Raw genomic sequence first — 15,618 nt, 5'->3', positions numbered from 1 at the left:
TTATAATTTGAACTTGCAGTTCGGCGTTAATAGATAGCAAATCTACTAATCCAAACCAAGACAAATTATATTATGATTCCCAAAAACGATAGTGACGAGCCGATAAGAGTGATTATTGCAGATGATCATGTGCTGTACCGTGCAGGTGTTAAAACCGCTTTAAGTGCCAAGAAGGACATTAAAGTAATAGCAGAAGCCGACAATGGCATGCACTTACTGAACATGCTTAAAAATATAGCAACAGATGTAATATTGCTGGATATTCAGATGCCGGTAATGGATGGTATAACTACGTTGCCCGAAGTGAAAAAACTCTATCCCAACATTAAAATAATAATGCTGACGATGATGGATGATCACAGTATGATCACCAAACTAATGGAACTGGGTGCTAACAGTTACCTTACCAAAACCAGCGACAGCGAAATTATTTACGAAGCAATTAAAACCTGTTACGAACAGGAATATTATTTCAATTCTCTTACCAACAAGGCCTTACTTACCAACCTGAAGCAAAGGAATTTTGTAACCCCCCAAAAATTAATGCAGCAGGAAGCACAGCTGAACGATAAGGAAACCCTTATCTTAAAACTGATGTGCGAAGAAAAGAGTACCAAAGAAATTGCAGATATTGTTGATTTAAGTCCCCGTACTGTGGAAGCAATAAGGGATAAGCTGAAAGTGAAAACGGGTGCCAAAAGTACTGCAGGCCTTATTATGTATGCTGTAAAGCATAAGATATTGGATGAAGAAATGTAAATTCAATACTTAAAACTAAGTCTCTAAAACTGTAATGAAGAGGTAAATCCCGCCAGCAATGGCGGGATTTTACTTTGTATCAGTGATAAGTAAAAGAATTATAACCATCGCCAGGGGGCAACCGCTGACGGGGTTTAAGGTATATTTGCATTATGAGTTGGTTTAATTACAATGGAAAGGTATATACAGAGAATACACCAATAATTGGAGCGGCCAGCCGTGGCCTCAGGTATGGTGATGGTTTATTTGAAACCATGAAAATGAAGAAAGGGCAACTTATTTTAGATAATGAACATTTTGCCCGTTTGTGGAAAGGCATGACGGTATTGCAATTTGCCATTCCCAAACATTTTGCCCCCGAAAAACTAATCGCAGAAGTATTGCAACTGGCAAAAAAGAACGGGCATGAAAAAGCAGCCCGGGTAAGAATCACTGTTTTCAGAGGAGATGGTGGTTTATACGATGCTGCCGATCATACACCCAACTATATAATAGAAACATGGGCATTACCGGATAGCAATGGTGAACTTAACAGCAATGGATTGGATATGGGTATTTATACAGCCGTAAAAAAAAGCTGCGATATACTCAGTAACTTAAAAACCAATAATTACCTGCCCTATGTAATGGGAGCATTGGAAGCCAAAAAACAAAAATGGAATGATGCTGTGGTGCTTAATAGTTTTGACAGGATTTGTGATACTACGATTGCCAATATTTTTATTATTAAAAATGAAATGATCTATACGCCGTCATTAACCGAAGCTTGTGTAGCAGGTGTGTTTAGAAAATATATTATTGACCAGATTCCTGCTACCGGTTTTTTCTGTAAAGAAAAAGAAATAACTATAGATGAATTACTGGATGCAGATGAAGTTTTTTTAACCAACTCCATTTACAATATCCGTTGGGTAAAAAGTATTGCAGATAAAAATTTCGGCAATCTCATTACACAAAAAATTTACGCTTCATTTACGCCAACCATTTTATAATTTATTTGTTACTATTTGATTATGCCAACAGTAAATATATTCTGGTTTCGTCGTGACCTGCGCCTGCAGGACAATGCAGGGCTATATCATGCTTTAAAAAGTAACCAGCCCGTACTACCCGTTTTTATTTTTGATACCAATATTTTAGATCAGCTGGAAGATAAGTCGGACAGAAGAGTTGAATTTATTCATGCTGCATTGCAGGAGTTACAAGAGCAATTGGTAAAGATGGGATCTTCGCTGGAGGTGTACCACGGCACACCTTTATCAGTTTACAAAACCTTGCTGGCTAAATATACAATTGAAAAGGTTTTCACTAATCATGATTACGAACCTTATGCCTTAGAAAGAGAAAAAGCAATTACTGAATTATTTAAAAGCAGTGGAGCTTCTTTACACACCTGTAAAGACCAGGTGCTGCTGGAAAAAGATGAAGTGTTGAAAGATGATGGCAAACCCTATACCGTATTTACGCCTTACAGCAGAAAATGGAAAGCAGTTTTAAATGAGTTTCATTTAAAACCGTATCCCACACAAAAATATTTCGCTAATTTTTACAAACAATTGCCGGTACCGATACCTTCCTTAAAAGATATTGGTTTTAATATTGTTGATGCCCCATTCCCATCGAAGGATTTGGATAAGGAACTGGTAAAAAAATACCAGGAGCAAAGAAATTTTCCTGCCATAAAAGGTACTTCAAAATTAGGTGTGCATTTGCGTTTTGGTACTATTAGTATAAGAGCGTTGGCTACTGCAAGTAAAGACCTTTCTGAAACTTACCTGAACGAATTGATATGGCGGGATTTTTATCACATGATACTCTGGCATTTTCCGCAAGTGGGTAAAGGCAAAGCTTTTAAAGCACAATATGATACCATTGAATGGAGAAAAGATAATGGCGAATTTGAACGCTGGTGCAAAGGGCAAACAGGTTATCCCATTGTAGATGCCGGCATGAGGGAATTGAATGCTACCGGTTTTATGCATAATCGGGTACGCATGATAGTGGCTTCTTTCTTAACCAAACATTTATTGCTCGACTGGAGATTGGGAGAAGCGTATTTTGCACAGAAATTATTAGACTTTGACCTGGCTGCTAATAACGGAGGCTGGCAATGGGCTGCAGGCAGTGGTTGCGATGCTGCACCATATTTCAGGGTATTTAATCCTTACCTGCAAACACAAAAATTTGATCCGCAATTAGTATACATAAAAAAGTGGGTGCCAGAATTCCAGGAGTTCAGTTATTCCCAACCAATAGTGGAACATGAAGCGGCGAGGAAGCGTTGCCTGGAAGTGTATGCTAAAGCGCTGAAAAAAGAATAAGACGTGAGGCGTGAGTGGTCAGTCGTGAATAGTGAATCGTCAAACCTCAATAACTCACGATTGACCACTCACGCCTCATGACAACCTTATAGCAAACCGTCGCCGTAGGTATCAAATTTTCTGAAATAACTTTCCCTGTACGCAGGATTGAATCTGGAATAAAAACTGATCAGCAATATCACTTTAGTTTTTAATCTTGGATATTTTTCCACCGCTTTCCAAAAGCCTCTGTTGGGGCAAAAAAGATTTTGCGCCAGTGTGTTTAAATCGTTTTCCATGGCGGATAAAGCATACTGTGTTAGTATACCTTTTTTGCAAAGTATGGTATCAACATCTTGTGATGACTGGTTATTTTGAATAGCGCCAACGCCGCCTGCGGCATCATTGTAAACAAAGCCCGGCTCATTGGCTTTATTCCATGCAGCAGTATCTAAATATTCAGGATGGTTGCGGAATAAAATGCTGGAAAATTCATGGTGAATGGTTTGTTCAATATAGTCGTTGGTATAACCATGGGTAAGGCCATCGCTGGTAATATAAAGATTGTCCGAAGAATTGGTGCCCCCAAAAGGAGTTTTAAAAAACTCCATCTCTTTAAGAAAGTATATGGCTTTTAAATTAGCTGTCAATAAGGGAGTTGGATATTTACGCAATGCTTTTATAGCTACTTCTTTAGTACGATCGATCTCTGCGGATGCAATTTCTTTTCCGTAAGCATTAATTTCAACTGTTCTCCACGAATCCGGAAATATACTGGCAGAGTAACTGAAAACAACTGCCACGCCTTTAACAGTGGTGTCGGAAAAATTGGCAAATAAGTTACCGCTGCACAGCAACAACATTACAATCAGCAAGTGATTTTTTTTCATTTGCTAATGTAATAAACGTTATTGTAAAAAAATAGCTTCTGTATTAATAATCGTTTGGGGGCGAAGCTTTCTATATACTTCCAGTAGTTTCATGATTGCATTTCTGCCCTCTTCTCCCAGGCCGATAGAAAATTTATTTACATAGAGATCAATATGTTTCCGCATTACTTCTTCACTCATTTCCTGCGAGTGCCTGCGGATATAATCGTTGAGTTCAGGATAGTTAGAGAAGGCAAATTCAATGCTTTTTTTTATCAGCTGGTCAATTTTGTGTTGAACAGCCGTATCAATACTTCTTTCTATCACTATACCTCCCAATGGAATTGGATTACCGGTTTCTTTTTCCCAGTAATCGCCAAGGTCAATTATTTTATGCAGCCCTTTATCGGCATAGGTAAAACGATTTTCGTGAATGATAACACCTAATCCTTTATCGGCTAAAACAAAATTTTCGATCTCATCGTACCTGAGAAAAATTTTATTCTTTGCATCGGGGAAAGCCAATGAAAACAATAAATGCGCTGTTGTATTTTCTCCGGGTATTGCAATTGTATTGTTGTTTACATCCGGTATTTTATGTTTACCATTCGATATAAGTAATGGGCCTACACCATTACCCAATGCACTGCCACTATTTAGCACGGCATATTTGTGTAAAGCCAGCGGTAATACGCCATAACTTAGTTTGGTAATATCCAGTTTGCCTTCAATAGCCCATTGGTTAAGGGTTTGAACATCTTCCAGTATGGTTTCAAATTCTAATCCTTCTGTATCAATTTTATTATTTACCAATGCATCAAAAATAAAAGTATCATTAGGGCATGGCGAAAAACCGAGTGTGAATTTCATTTGTACATTATTTTATTTGGCCATCAGGCGATAGCCGTTTTAATCTTTTAATTGTCTTATCAGCTTAGTTAATTCCGCATTCAGATTTTCAAAAGCTTCTTTTATTTTCCATTTTGATTTATCTCTTTCGCCAACATAATTACTGATGGAACGGATTTGTATAAAAGGTATTTTTTCCTGTAAACAAACATAATGCAATGCTGCACCTTCCATGCTTTCTACCTGTGGATCAAATGCATCAGCCAGTTGTATTTTTTGTAAAAAGCTATCACTCACTTTATTTACAGTAACCGCTTTTACTGACTTCAGGTCTGTGTTTTTAGGCAATGTTGTGGCATTGATCAGCCAGCCGTTGGCAAATGGAAACTGATGGCCATCAATTAATCCTGAGTTGGTGAAAGGCGTAAAAATCCTTTTTTCTTCGGCACCTATATCACCAAAAGTATCCTGTTTAACTAAGACTGTTTCTCCCAGGGACAGCTCATTTGAAAAAGCTCCTGCAATGCCGGCTTGTATTACAAAATCGTAGTCTTTTTTATATAGTTTTTTTTGCAAATGATAGATGGTCGCAGGTGTTCCCACGCCTGTAATGAGAATATCAACATTGGAATACTGGTTGATAAAAAGCTCAATTTCATTTGGCGTTGCCGCTATCAGTAAAATTCGCATACTGCAAAATTCGTATTTACACTTCATATTTCAGGATTTAGGGGTTACCTTTGCCGAAATTTTTGAAAATAACCAATGGTTTACATCACCCGTATAGAGCATTTTAACGCAGCCCACAAGCTTTTTAACCCCAAATGGACTAAGGAGAAGAACGAGGAAGTATTTGGCAAATGCGCTAACGAAAACTGGCACGGGCACAACTTTGAACTGTATGTTACTATAAAGGGCGACCCTAACCCCGATACAGGCTTTGTATATGATGTAAAAAAGCTAAGTATAATTGTAAACGAACATGTAATTGAAAAACTGGACCATAAAAACCTGAACATGGATGTTGATTTTATGGCCGGAAAACTTTGCTCTATCGAAAACCTGGTTATTGGTATCTGGAACCAGCTAACCCCCCATTTGCCTCCAACTGTGCAGTTGCATTGCCTTAAATTATACGAAACCCCACGCATATTTGTGGAGTACTATGGCAATTAAGCCTGCAGGATCTCAGAAAAGAAGATTTTACGCAATCGGAAAATTAAGTTTCAGTTTACTCAAACAATTCCTAACTTTATTTGTAATTAGCTTTCGGTAGTTGATGTGTTTGAACAGCAGACTTCTGTTATAACCTTCAGCAAAAAAAGTATTGAAATATTCCACACAATTTTTCAATACGCTTGTTGATGATTTCCTGCAACAAAATTGTTTGATGTGTGTTATACAATCGTATGAATAAAAAAGTGGCCGTTTATCGTAAAGAACATTTTAATGCAGCGCACAGGTTGAATAATCCTTTATGGGATGAAGCAACTAACAAAAAAGTATTTGGTAAATGTAACAACCCTCATTATCACGGCCATAATTACGAACTGATTGTAAAACTTACAGGTGTGCCTGATGAAGCAACAGGCTATGTATACGACCTTAAACTTTTAAGTGACATCATTAAAGAAAATGTGATAGATAAGTTTGATCATAAAAATTTAAATGAGGATACTGCTGAATTTAAAAACTTAAATCCCACTGCAGAAAACATTGCAGTGGTTATCTACAATATTCTGAGGGAAAAAATTGAAACTGCATTTGATCTCCAGGTACGCTTATATGAAACCGAAAGAAATTTTGTGGAATACCCGGCAAACTAAAAAAATAAAAATCATTTAAACAGTTACTAATGGCATATTCAAAAGGGGAGAAGTACGACGAAAAAACAACAGAAGGCCTTATTAAAACTTACAGGGAAAGTATTAGCCTTTTGGGAGAAGATCCGGAAAGAGAAGGCTTGCAAAAAACACCGGAACGTGTGGCAAAAGCAATGCAGTTTCTTACACAGGGTTACCAGATGGATGCCAATGCCATTTTAAACTCTGCTAAATTTCATGAAGAAGTAAGTGAAATGATCATTGTAAAAGATATTGAACTGTACAGTATGTGTGAGCATCATATGCTGCCTTTTTACGGTAAAGCACATGTGGCTTATATTCCTAACGGATACATTACCGGTCTTAGCAAAATAGCACGGGTGGTGGATGTATACAGCCGCAGGTTGCAGGTGCAGGAAAGATTAACCCACCAGATATTAAATTCTATAAAAGAAACATTGAACCCATTGGGTGTTGCAGTGGTAATTGAAGCATCGCATTTATGTATGATGATGAGGGGAGTGCAAAAACAAAATTCTGTAACCACTACTTCTGCTTTCTGGGGTGAGTTTGAAAAGAATGAAACAAGAAGTGAGTTTGTGAAACTGATCAGTTCCAGACTGCACTAGTGTATTGGTTAATTAGTTAATTGGTTTATTTGTGGTTAAGGTGCTTAACTTCAAATAAACTTTTTTTATGCCTATATTTTTAAAGCCTGATGTTTATATCTTTGTTTTTGTAAGAGGTTAATACCAATTAACTAATTAACAAGTAAACTAATTAACCAACAAACCAACCACGATGGCACATGCTTATGTATTTCCCGGCCAGGGATCGCAGTTTTCAGGAATGGGGAAAAATTTATACGAGAGTAATTCATTAGCCAAAGAATTATTTGAACAGGCCAATGAAATCTTAGGTTTCAGGATATCAGATATTATGTTTAGCGGCAGTGATGAAGACCTGAAACAAACCAATGTAACACAACCTGCAGTTTTTTTACATTCGGTAATTGCGTATAAAACATTGGCTGATGCAAAACCCGACATGGTAGCAGGCCATTCACTAGGAGAATTTTCTGCTTTGGTAGCCAACAATACATTAAGTTTTGTGGATGCGTTAAAACTGGTTTCAATAAGAGCTAAGGCAATGCAAAAGGCCTGCGAATTAAATCCTTCTACCATGGCTGCGGTACTGGCTTTGGCTGATGATAAAGTAGAAGAGATCTGTAGTAAAGTACATGTTGAAACAGAAGAAATAGTAGTGCCTGCAAACTATAATTGCCCGGGCCAGCTGGTGATAAGCGGCAGCATTAAAGGTGTGGAAATGGCTTGCGAGCTAATGAAGGCTGCCGGTGCCAAACGTGCATTATTATTACCGGTCGGTGGCGCTTTTCACAGCCCGTTAATGATGCCTGCAAAGCAGGAATTGGCCGATGCGATAAATGCCACAGTCTTTAATGTTCCATCTTGCCCTGTTTATCAAAATGTTATTGCAAAAGCAGTAACCGAGCCTGCAGCGATAAAAAATAATGTAATTGCTCAGTTAACCGGCGCCGTTAGGTGGACGCAAAGCGTACAGGCAATGATTGCTGATGGCGCAACTCATTTTACCGAAGTAGGCCCCGGAAAAGTATTGCAGGGCCTGGTACAGAAAATTAATAAGGAAATGGTGGTGAATGGAGTGAATTAAAAAAATACCGGGCGCCAATGGCGCCCGGCAAAATAAATATGCAGGAGGTTCATTGTTTTATTACCTGATCAAAATAGTAGTTCCCTTTAGCCGGGTGATATTTCCTGTTGCATCTATTGCTTCAAGCATCCATACAAAAGTACCTGCATTTTGTTTCTTGCCCTTAAAAGTTCCGTCCCATCCGATAGCAGGATCTTTAGTAGAAAATACCAATTCTCCATAGCGGTTATAAATACTGAAGTAATGAAATTCCTGCACACCGGTAACAATGGCTTTTAAAATATCATTATCAATATCTCCATTAGGGGTAAAAGCATTAGGTACATAAATACTTGTTTTTGTATTGGGAGGTAAACCAGCCAATTTAAAATCTTTAATAGCCTGTGTACCACCGCAGGCTTCGTTAATAACTACTTTTATGGTATAGGTAACGTTTAAAGTTAAGCCTGTAAAAACGCCGGTGCTATTACTGCTTATAAAAGTAGTGCCATCATACAATGCGTAGGTTACCGTAGATCCTGCAGAAGGGGCAGGAGATAAAGAAGCCGTTGCAGACATAGTAGTAAGATTGGTAGCTACCGTTACCGTATACACGGGCAATGCGCAATACTGAGATACATCAATGGCGGTAACAAAACCGGCACCGCAGGCATAGATGAGGTTTCTGCCATGGTCATAAGCAATATCATAAACAGAATTGGTACTAAAGCCTGTAATGTTTATATCAGCTGCAGCCGCATCATCAAAAGTAACACCATTAAATTTATACACTTTAATAGTGCCGTTTGTATAGCCTATAAATACATTATTACATTCATCTGCAAAAATGCCGCCCTGCATTAAAGCTGTGGAAGGTAACACTACTGCTGTACCCGTTTCAACACCTGTTTTTTTGTTGAAGGCTTTCAGGGTCTTACCATCCCAATAAAATAAATAATCTGCATTAAGCGCCAAGCAATTGGTAGAGTTATCCAGGCCTCCCCCAAAATAGGGCCTGTTATAAGGTTCTTTTATTGTAAAGCATCCTGAAAAATTACTCCAGGCAATATTTGCCGGTGCATAGGGAGGAGTGTGTTTATATATTTTGCTATCCACACTAGGTGAAAGTACCGATGTTGAAAATATGGTGTACATATCATTACTTACGGGATCAATAATGATATCCGAAATATCGTTGTGCCCACCTGATAAGCCGGAAATATTCGATGTAGAGGGATCAACCAGCGGAGGGGAAAGAATTGCCAGTTCATTATTGGCAGAACCACCGCCACCGGCAATTAACATTTTAGGAATACCGCCATTGCAGTTCCAGAGCATCTTCCAGTTTTCACCAAAATTTAAGTTGGCATTGGTGATGTAATTATCATATACCCCGGCAGTGGTTAACCTGATCACTTTAAAACCAGATCCTGCCAGGCCCTGGCCAAGATAAATGTTACCACTGGTTTTTTCTACTACCCATCCACCTTCCGAACCGCCAAAATTCCATATGGGTAATGTTAATGCACCACTAAAGGTCCACTGTAATAAACCGGCAGCATTAAACTTTGCCATCTTTTGTACAGAAGCATCGCCGCCGCCGGATACATATACATTACCCTGGTAATCGAAGTCGATGTCTTTTGCAGCTGATGCATATTGACCGGTTAAGCTGCTGGTACTTGTAACAAAAGGATCTATAATAATTGTTTTATTGCTATCATAATTGCCACCTGTTTTAAAACCCACACCTTTACCGGTAATTTCAAAAGCAATATTTATTCTATCATTTTTATCATCAGCATAAAAACACACCGGCACCGATTGAATAACGTCATCAATATCGGAACTGATAATAAGATTGCCACCTGCATCTGTTTTTAATTTACTTACATCCCCTCTGTATTTCATTTTTATTACACTGATATCTGCTCCCGGCTTTACCAATAAACTGTATTCATAACCTTGTTTACTGGCAGAAGAAAAAGAATACTCTGCATCAATGCCGGGATAAATTTCTTTGTAAATTATTTTTTTAAAAGCCCTTGCCCTGCCCTGCAACATACCGTAGGTATGGTAACCCCCTGATAAGTCTTCAGCAATTATTTCAGGATTAGGGTTTGCATTAGCCCATTCCATGGTCACGGTCCTGTCTACCGGTAGTACTTTTTCTTTTATCTCAGCTTCACTCATGCCTTTACGTTCAAGCTTTTCTATTTCTCTGCTGGAAAGCTTTTTTAATTTGCGTTGTAAATACACTATCCCTTTTTGCGTAAATAATACAGGCATATTCAGTCCCTCATAACCGTACAATATATTGCCCATATAGTCATAGGAAGATAAAGTAGTACCATATTGCCCGATATTTTCAATGTATCGTATCCTGGTATCAAACAGATCACCAGATCCTGCAGAAGAATATAATAATGGTTTGGTTGCTGCATTAACAGCAGATGCACTCACCTTTTTATCGCCAACGGTAGTTTGTGCGGCACTGTATATCCAGGTGAAAAATAAGAGGTAGATACAGCAGCAATACTTTAAAGTAAATAGTATATTTTTTTGCATAAGGTTTGTTAAGGCATTACGGGGGCTGATAAAGGTAAGCATATATAACAAAAAAAACTGCTAAAATATTGGAAGAAATTACAATACGAAATAACCTGGTTGAAAGTCAAAAACTTAGTGCAGGGGTAGTGCAAATATTTATTTTACAATGATCACCGTTCCTTTACGTTGTACAATATTGCCTTTATAGTCCAGGCCTTCTGCTATCCAGATATATGTACCGTTTTGTTGTACGCTACCATTGATTTTTCCATCCCATCCGTAGTAGGAATCGCCGGTGGTAAAAACAATATTTCCCCATCGGTTATAAATACGGAAGTAATGAAAATCCTTAATCCCTGCAGGTATCGCTTTTAAAATATCATTTGAGCCATCATTATTGGGAGAGAACGCATTGGGCACATAAATATCAGGGCCTTTGTAAACCTTTATTTTGATATTGTCGCTGGCCTGGCAACCAATGCTGTTTCGGGCAGTAACAGTATAAGTAATGTCTTTATCCAAAGTAGTAACCGGGTTGGCAATAGCCGGATTGCTTAAGCCATAGGCAGGCGTCCATTCATATTGAGTAAAACCAATATTGTTGATGTCTTTGGCAAATAACGGTAAAGCTTGCCCTATTGCTAAAGTGGTATCTGTGCCGGCATTAACTATTGCAGGGCGGGTAACGGTAATAACTGTTGTATCTCTCTTTAATGAAACGCAACCGTTTATATCTGTAACATTTAAAAAATAGCTGATAGAGCCTGGTAACTGCTTAGCTGTGGGAGTAGCTATCCTGGCATCATCCAGGTAAGAAGCAGGGCTCCAGAAATAAGAAAGGCCACCCGAACCATTGAGTTGAATATTTTGTCCAAAACAAATGGTATGATCGGACCCGGCATTTGCCCGGGGTGCCGGGTTTACAAAAATAGTGAGCGAATCTTTTTGAGAACAGATACCAGTTATAGCTGATACCACATACTTTGTTGTTAGCACAGGTGTGGCAACAGGATTGCGGATCAGATTATTAGTTAATGCTGTGGCTGGTGTCCATACAAATGAAGCTCCATTCGATATAGCATTGAGCTGAACATTTTTGCCTTCGCAGATGGTGACATTAGGCCCGGCAACTAACGTTACGGTGTTATTTAAGGGTATAATGATATTTTGTGTGTTGGTACAGTTATTATTATCCCTTACCGTTATTGGATAATTCCCTTGATTCAGATGCAGCACATTAGTATTTTGGAAATTAATGCCATCGGCAGAAAATAAATAAGGATTGCTTCCTCCTGTAACATTTATAATTGCCACGCCATCTGCATTGCCTGAACAGGATGCCGGAGTTAAAGGGATACTTGTAATTAAAAGATCAGGGTATAGTTGAGTGATATTGATGACGAGACTGTCTATACAACCAGCTGCATCTTTTATCCTCACCGTATATATACCAACAGTCAGGTTGGTAAAAGTGCTGTCATCCTGGTAAGGAGAATTATTAATTGAATATTGAACAGGCCTTGTCCATTCAGGCCCCCCGGCTACTCTTATTTCGCCATTAGAATAATTTTTACAATTGATCTCTGTTTTTGAAATAAGATCCAGGTCTTTCCAGATAACCAGGGCAGAATCACGCCCATGACAAGTGCCTTGTGTTGCGGTACAATAATAAGTGTTTACGGCAGATGTTGGTTGCGCTACAGGATTTCTTATGGCAAGATTGCTAAGCATAGGATTAGCATCCCATTGATAGGCAGTGTACCCTGCAGAAGCGGTTAATTGTATTGCTACATGTTTGCAAATAACAGCCGTATCCGGTGCAATGCCTAAGGTATCATAATCCCGTATTTGAATAATGGAGCTGTCTGATGGCGCACCAGGATTACACCCTGCAAGTGCATATATTTTTAAGGTTTCAATTCCTTCGGGAATATTATCAACTACGGGTATAATATTTACAGTTACCTCAGTTTGATTGGCAGGGATTGTGACGACTGTAGGTAACAGCTGGTAGTCGACACCGTTAACCGCTGTGCCACCATAAGAAAGGGTAACAGAGAGCGGGCTTAAATCTGCTTCTGGTCTTTTTACCTTAAAAGATCCTGCTGAACAACCTTCTACCAGGTAACTGTTATTCTGCTGATCAACCTGCGTAGTGCTCTTTAAACTAATTGCGTTGGAAGAAAGGCTTTTTGCTTCCAGGAAAACGCCACTATCAAATGCGCCATCTCCCACATCGGCAATAGCCAATTTTAAATGATAGGTTTGACAAGGTTGAACTGCTGCGACGGCGGTAAGTACAGTAGTGTGCCCATTGTACGTAAAATAAGTGTTAGTGTAATTTTTTACATAGTATTGCGGGTAGAAGATGCTGCATGTTGCTCCATCGTTCACATGATTGATAGTTACCGCATCGGTGGTGCCTGGTATTAATGCAATATTAGTGAGAACAGGAAACCCCGGGCCGCTTATAAAAAAAGCAAATACATCATTAAACTGGCAAACGTAATCGGGATATTCTTCAGATCCAAATACGTAATTGAACTTAACAGTGTCTCCCAAAGGAACAAAATCAAATTCAAGTACACAGGCATCATGTGTTTCGTCTTTTGGTATGCCCAGTAGCCTGGCAAGGTCTCCATCTCCGGGCAACGCCTGGTTGGTATTGGCTAATGCGTCTATTGCCATTTTAATACCATTTCCATTTACCCCCCAGTCATTAAGGCCCTCCCCGGTTTTTGCCTTTCCATTTGTTAACACTATTCCGCTACCGATGCCAATTTTAGTTCCTGATAAATTATTAAAAAGGCCGGTTGCCATGGGATCTGCTATTAGCTTTATATTACTTACGGTTACACCGGCACCTAATAATTTTTGTACTAAAGCCTGGGCATTACTTTCAGATATAACCTGCAATTGTGCAACAGCAATATTATAAAACAATACACCTGTAATAAGGAAAAAAACTGCTTTAGGAAAGGCTCTCATGAAACTTTGCTGTTAGTAATGTAATATATTACAATAATTGCGCAGATACAAGAAAACCCATCAAAAGATGGGTTTTCCTGGTAGATTTAATATAAGACTGCTGGTTAAAGTGTAGCCAGCACATCATTCATACTTCTTACAGCGGCAGCGCTTTTTTCAAAAGCTGCTTTTTCGGCATCATTCAATTTAAAATCAATGATCTTTTCCCAACCGTTTTTACCGATGGTTACCGGTACGCCTAAGCAAATATCTTTTTGGCCATATTCGCCTTCTAAGGCTACACAGCAGGTGAATAATTTTTTCTCATCACGTATGATGCTTTCTACCAAAGCCGCTCCTGCTGCGCCTGGTGCGTACCATGCAGAAGTGCCGATGAGTGCAGTTAAAGTAGCGCCACCCACCATAGTATCTTTTACAATTTTCTCTTGTTGTTCAGCAGTTAAAAAATCGGTAACAGGTGCACTGTTCCAGGTGGCTTTGCTGATCAATGGAATCATAGTAGTATCGCCATGTCCGCCAACAACAACTGCATTTAAATCAGCAGGGCTGCAGCCTAAGTGCTGGCTCAGTTGATATTTAAAACGGCTGCTGTCTAATGTGCCGCCCATTCCAATGATCCTGTTCTTTGGTAAACCGGTAGATTTTAAAGCCAGGTAAGTCATGGTATCCATCGGGTTGCTGATAACAATGATGATAGCGTTAGGAGAATGTTTTAAGATGTTTTCGCAAACACCTTTTACAATACCTGCATTTACACCAATCAATTCTTCACGGGTCATACCGGGTTTACGGGGTAAGCCACTGGTGATCACTACCACATCGCTGCCGGCAGTTTTGGTATAATCATTAGTGCTGCCTACAATTTTGGTGTCAAAACCCAAAAGGGTAGCGGTTTGCATCATGTCCTGTGCTTTACCTTCGGCAACGCCTTCTTTAATATCCAGCAATACCAGTTCGTTACACAATTCTTTACGGGCAATATTATCGGCACAGGTTGCTCCCACGGCTCCGGCACCTACTACAGTTACTTTCATATGATCATTTTTATGTTTAAGGAAATTATTTTCGCCGCAAAGGTAATTGATTAGTGCATTGGTGATATTGACTGTCATCATGTTTTTTAAACCAACCATAAAATCTTTTAACGATTTGCTAAGATTGTTTGGAACATTTTTGCGTTAACAGGTATAACTTATTCAAGCCATGATCAAACCTTTTATCCTCACTTGCTTTGCGGCAGCATGCCTCTATTTGTTTGCCGCAGCAATAGCTCCCGGAATTTCGGTAGTGTATGACTCCAAAAAGAAAGCCGTTAATATTAAGTGGCAGCAAAAAGCACCCGGTATTAAATCTTTCATTATTCAGCGAAGCGCCGACAATAGCAACTGGACGGATATTGCCAGGCAGGAAACCGTCAATTTTAATCCGGATAAAACCTATTTTTTTGCAGATACTAAAATAGCAGCAGGTGAAAATTATTACCGCCTGAAATGCATTACTGAAAATGGGCAGACGGAATATTCTAAAAGTATTATGGTTATTACCGGTACCTCAGAAAATAGTTGGGTGATGTACCCGGTACCCGTAAGAGATGTACTTACATTGCAATATAAAGGAGCACAAAAAATCAGCGGGGTGGTAAATGTTTTCATCAGTAATATTAATGGCAGAATAATAACCCGTGTAAGAAGCGCCTCATTAAATACGGTTATCAGGATACCGGTAGATAACCTGGGCAGCGGTATTTATGATGTAAGAATTATTATTGAAGATGAAGTGGTGTGGAATCAGCGGTTTGTAAAATAGGAT

14 protein-coding genes are annotated in these 15,618 nt (G+C 39.0%); 8 read left to right on the top strand and 6 right to left on the bottom strand.

All coding sequences use genetic code 11. The annotated features are described in order from the left end of the window. The first annotated feature begins 72 nt into the window (after positions 1-72). The 3 genes from ACQ334_RS06780 (at position 73) to ACQ334_RS06770 (ending at position 3,080) form a co-directional block, all read left to right on the top strand. On the top strand, positions 73-759 hold the full coding sequence (locus ACQ334_RS06780; RefSeq protein ID WP_430987424.1) for a response regulator transcription factor: 687 nt from the start codon (positions 73-75) through the stop codon (positions 757-759). Positions 760-911: 152 nt separating this feature from the next. After that, complete coding sequence (locus ACQ334_RS06775; protein ID WP_430987423.1) at positions 912-1,751, top strand: aminotransferase class IV; 840 nt, start codon at positions 912-914, stop codon at positions 1,749-1,751. Between the two features lie 21 nt (positions 1,752-1,772). Beyond that, on the top strand, positions 1,773-3,080 hold the full coding sequence (locus ACQ334_RS06770) for a cryptochrome/photolyase family protein (RefSeq protein WP_430987422.1): 1,308 nt from the start codon (positions 1,773-1,775) through the stop codon (positions 3,078-3,080). A gap of 86 nt (positions 3,081-3,166) precedes the next feature. Here the strand turns inward: ACQ334_RS06770 and ACQ334_RS06765 are convergent, their stop codons facing one another. Genes ACQ334_RS06765 through mqnB form a run of 3 tightly spaced genes read right to left on the bottom strand, consistent with a single transcriptional unit; the run spans position 3,167 to position 5,467 of the window. Next, complete coding sequence (locus ACQ334_RS06765) at positions 3,167-3,949, bottom strand: hypothetical protein (protein WP_430987421.1); 783 nt, start codon at positions 3,947-3,949, stop codon at positions 3,167-3,169. An 18-nt stretch (positions 3,950-3,967) separates the two neighbouring features. Further along, entirely contained in the window at positions 3,968-4,798 is an 831-nt protein-coding gene (locus ACQ334_RS06760; protein WP_430987420.1) for a 1,4-dihydroxy-6-naphthoate synthase, read from the bottom strand. 39 nt (positions 4,799-4,837) lie between these two features. Further along, positions 4,838-5,467 carry a futalosine hydrolase gene (mqnB, locus tag ACQ334_RS06755; protein ID WP_430987419.1) on the bottom strand — a complete coding sequence of 210 codons (630 nt, stop codon included), beginning with the start codon at positions 5,465-5,467 and terminating at the stop codon, positions 4,838-4,840. A gap of 75 nt (positions 5,468-5,542) precedes the next feature. On the opposite strand from mqnB, the gene ACQ334_RS06750 reads away from it, so the two are divergent. The 4 genes from ACQ334_RS06750 to fabD all read left to right on the top strand — a co-directional run bounded on the left by ACQ334_RS06750 (position 5,543) and on the right by fabD (position 8,292). Next, the gene (locus tag ACQ334_RS06750; RefSeq protein ID WP_430987418.1) at positions 5,543-5,953 is read left to right on the top strand and encodes a 6-pyruvoyl trahydropterin synthase family protein; all 411 of its coding nucleotides are present in this window, start codon (positions 5,543-5,545) and stop codon (positions 5,951-5,953) included. Positions 5,954-6,186: 233 nt separating this feature from the next. Continuing rightward, complete coding sequence (locus ACQ334_RS06745; protein ID WP_430987417.1) at positions 6,187-6,603, top strand: 6-pyruvoyl trahydropterin synthase family protein; 417 nt, start codon at positions 6,187-6,189, stop codon at positions 6,601-6,603. Positions 6,604-6,632: 29 nt separating this feature from the next. After that, positions 6,633-7,229 (top strand): GTP cyclohydrolase I FolE, encoded by a 597-nt coding sequence (gene folE / locus ACQ334_RS06740; protein WP_430987416.1) that lies wholly within the window; start codon positions 6,633-6,635, stop codon positions 7,227-7,229. A gap of 172 nt (positions 7,230-7,401) precedes the next feature. Then, on the top strand, positions 7,402-8,292 hold the full coding sequence (gene fabD / locus ACQ334_RS06735; RefSeq protein ID WP_430987415.1) for an ACP S-malonyltransferase: 891 nt from the start codon (positions 7,402-7,404) through the stop codon (positions 8,290-8,292). Positions 8,293-8,352: 60 nt separating this feature from the next. Here fabD and ACQ334_RS06730 read toward each other — a convergent pair whose 3' ends face one another. The 3 genes from ACQ334_RS06730 to mdh form a co-directional block, all read right to left on the bottom strand. Next, positions 8,353-10,839 (bottom strand): T9SS type B sorting domain-containing protein, encoded by a 2,487-nt coding sequence (locus tag ACQ334_RS06730; protein WP_430987414.1) that lies wholly within the window; start codon positions 10,837-10,839, stop codon positions 8,353-8,355. Positions 10,840-10,977: 138 nt separating this feature from the next. Beyond that, positions 10,978-13,809 (bottom strand): choice-of-anchor L domain-containing protein, encoded by a 2,832-nt coding sequence (locus ACQ334_RS06725; RefSeq protein ID WP_430987413.1) that lies wholly within the window; start codon positions 13,807-13,809, stop codon positions 10,978-10,980. 104 nt (positions 13,810-13,913) lie between these two features. Beyond that, positions 13,914-14,924 carry a malate dehydrogenase gene (gene mdh / locus ACQ334_RS06720; RefSeq protein ID WP_430987412.1) on the bottom strand — a complete coding sequence of 337 codons (1,011 nt, stop codon included), beginning with the start codon at positions 14,922-14,924 and terminating at the stop codon, positions 13,914-13,916. Positions 14,925-15,012: 88 nt separating this feature from the next. On the opposite strand from mdh, the gene ACQ334_RS06715 reads away from it, so the two are divergent. Beyond that, positions 15,013-15,615, top strand: a complete 603-nt coding sequence (locus ACQ334_RS06715; protein ID WP_430987411.1) for a T9SS type A sorting domain-containing protein — start codon at positions 15,013-15,015, stop codon at positions 15,613-15,615. The last annotated feature ends 3 nt before the right edge of the window (positions 15,616-15,618 follow it).

It is taken from the genome of Ferruginibacter sp. SUN106, assembly GCF_050611765.1.
Classification (GTDB): Bacteria; Bacteroidota; Bacteroidia; order Chitinophagales; family Chitinophagaceae; genus Ferruginibacter.
The sequence above is the reverse complement of the archived record's forward strand: the minus strand, read 5'-3'. Positions and strand labels throughout refer to the sequence as shown.

What these genes read in the sequence shown, in the direction of transcription:
- ACQ334_RS06780 (WP_430987424.1), top strand. Translation starts at nt 73, where the DNA reads ATGATTCCCAAAAACGATAGTGACGAGCCGATAAGAGTGATTATTGCA.
- ACQ334_RS06775 (WP_430987423.1), top strand. Translation starts at nt 912, where the DNA reads ATGAGTTGGTTTAATTACAATGGAAAGGTATATACAGAGAATACACCA.
- ACQ334_RS06770 (WP_430987422.1), top strand. Translation starts at nt 1,773, where the DNA reads ATGCCAACAGTAAATATATTCTGGTTTCGTCGTGACCTGCGCCTGCAG.
- ACQ334_RS06765 (WP_430987421.1), bottom strand. Translation starts at nt 3,949, where the DNA reads ATGAAAAAAAATCACTTGCTGATTGTAATGTTGTTGCTGTGCAGCGGT.
- ACQ334_RS06760 (WP_430987420.1), bottom strand. Translation starts at nt 4,798, where the DNA reads ATGAAATTCACACTCGGTTTTTCGCCATGCCCTAATGATACTTTTATT.
- mqnB (WP_430987419.1), bottom strand. Translation starts at nt 5,467, where the DNA reads ATGCGAATTTTACTGATAGCGGCAACGCCAAATGAAATTGAGCTTTTT.
- ACQ334_RS06750 (WP_430987418.1), top strand. Translation starts at nt 5,543, where the DNA reads ATGGTTTACATCACCCGTATAGAGCATTTTAACGCAGCCCACAAGCTT.
- ACQ334_RS06745 (WP_430987417.1), top strand. Translation starts at nt 6,187, where the DNA reads ATGAATAAAAAAGTGGCCGTTTATCGTAAAGAACATTTTAATGCAGCG.
- folE (WP_430987416.1), top strand. Translation starts at nt 6,633, where the DNA reads ATGGCATATTCAAAAGGGGAGAAGTACGACGAAAAAACAACAGAAGGC.
- fabD (WP_430987415.1), top strand. Translation starts at nt 7,402, where the DNA reads ATGGCACATGCTTATGTATTTCCCGGCCAGGGATCGCAGTTTTCAGGA.
- ACQ334_RS06730 (WP_430987414.1), bottom strand. Translation starts at nt 10,839, where the DNA reads ATGCAAAAAAATATACTATTTACTTTAAAGTATTGCTGCTGTATCTAC.
- ACQ334_RS06725 (WP_430987413.1), bottom strand. Translation starts at nt 13,809, where the DNA reads ATGAGAGCCTTTCCTAAAGCAGTTTTTTTCCTTATTACAGGTGTATTG.
- mdh (WP_430987412.1), bottom strand. Translation starts at nt 14,924, where the DNA reads ATGATGACAGTCAATATCACCAATGCACTAATCAATTACCTTTGCGGC.
- ACQ334_RS06715 (WP_430987411.1), top strand. Translation starts at nt 15,013, where the DNA reads ATGATCAAACCTTTTATCCTCACTTGCTTTGCGGCAGCATGCCTCTAT.